This window comes from Mycobacterium sp. 1165196.3 (assembly GCF_001673415.1).
Classification (GTDB): Bacteria; Actinomycetota; Actinomycetes; order Mycobacteriales; family Mycobacteriaceae; genus Mycobacterium; species Mycobacterium europaeum_A.
In genome coordinates, this window is sequence record NZ_LZLU01000068.1 from 1 (window position 1) to 1,679 (window position 1,679).

Here is a 1,679-nt window from a genome sequence, read left to right on the forward strand (position 1 = left end):
CTGTTCAGGCGGTATCAGCGGAACGGCTTCGCGCAGCGCGTGCGCGTTGCGGAAACTCGCGGTGCCCGACAGGCTCAGCAGCCACCCGGCGTCCACGCAGCGGCGGGCCATGGCCGCGTCCGAGGAAAAGCAGTGGAAGATCACGGCGTCCGGGGCGCCCTCGGCCGCCAGCACGTCGAGCACGTCGGAGTCGGCGTCCCGGTTGTGGATCATCAGCGGTTTGCCGCAGCGCTTCGCCAGGTCGATGTGCCAGGCGAAGGCCTCCCGCTGCACGGCCGGCTCGGCGCAACCGTCCAGCCGACCCGGCCAGTAGAGGTCCAGGCCGGTCTCGCCGACGGCCACCACCCGGGGATGGGCCACCAGTCGCTCGATCTCGGCGCGCGCGGCGTCGTCGAGCGCGTCGGCCCGGGTGGGGTGCAACGCCACCGCGGCATAGACCCGTGGGTCCCACTCGGCCGCGCGCGTGACCCAGCGCGCCGAGTCCAGGTCGTCGGCGATCGTGACGACCGCGCCAACCCCGACCGCCGCGGCGCGGTCCACGATGGCCCGCACCCCCTCGGCGTCGGCGGCGCCACACGCGTCCAGGTGCGTGTGCGCATCGACGAGCGGGCGCAACGGCTCGGGGGCCGGGGGCGGCTGACGTTTGGAGCTCACGCGCACACAATATGGGCCCCCAAATAAGGTTGAGGGCGATGAGGCCCTATTACGTCACCACCGCGATCACCTACCCCAACGGCGATCCGCACATCGGGCACGCGTACGAGTACATCGCGACCGACGCGATCGCCCGGTTCAAGCGACTCGACGGGTTCGATGTGCGGTTCCTGACCGGCACCGACGAGCACGGCCTCAAGATGGTCGAAACGGCGGCGGCCGAGGGCATCCCGACGGCCGAGCTGGCCCGGCGCAACTCCGATGTGTTCCAGCGGCTGCAGGAACGGTTGAACATCTCCTTCGACCGGTTCATCCGCACCACCGATCCCGACCACCACGAGGCGTCCAAGGAGCTCTGGCGCCGGATGTCGGCCGCCGGTGACATCTACCTGGACACCTACTCGGGGTGGTATTCGGTGCGCGACGAACGGTTCTTCGTCGAATCGGAGACCGAGCTCCTCGACGACGGGACCCGGCTGGCCACCGAGACGGGCGCCCCGGTGACGTGGACCGAGGAGCAAACGTACTTCTTCCGGCTCTCGGCCTACACCGACAAGCTGCTGGCCCACTACGAGGCGAACCCGGATTTCATCGGACCCGACGTGCGGCGCAACGAGGTGGTCAGCTTCGTCTCGGGCGGGCTGCGCGACCTGTCCATCTCGCGCACCTCATTCGACTGGGGCGTGCAGGTGCCCGAGCACCCCGACCACGTGATGTACGTCTGGGTCGACGCGCTGACCAACTACCTGACCGGGGTCGGCTACCCGGACACCGAATCGGAACGGTTCCGGCGCTATTGGCCGGCCGACTTGCACATGATCGGCAAGGACATCATCCGGTTCCACACCGTGTACTGGCCGGCTTTTCTGATGTCGGCCGGAATCGAGCTGCCGCGAAGGGTTTTCGCGCACGGGTTCCTGCTCAACCGCGGCGAGAAGATGAGCAAGTCGGTGGGCAACGTGGTCGACCCGATCAACCTGATCGACACGCTCGGCGTCGACCAGGTGCGCTATTTCCTGCTGCGC

General features: G+C 68.5%; 2 protein-coding genes. One reads left to right on the forward strand and one right to left on the reverse strand.

Translation table 11 applies throughout. From position 1 onward, the window contains the following. Positions 1 to 660, reverse strand: a 660-nt coding sequence (locus A5659_RS06710; protein ID WP_067021774.1) for a TatD family hydrolase, incomplete at its 3' end; no start/stop codon positions are given. A 32-nt stretch (positions 661 to 692) separates the two neighbouring features. On the opposite strand from A5659_RS06710, the gene metG reads away from it, so the two are divergent. Next, a partial coding sequence (gene metG / locus A5659_RS06715; RefSeq protein ID WP_067179957.1) for a methionine--tRNA ligase occupies positions 693 to 1,679 on the forward strand: 987 nt, incomplete at its 3' end.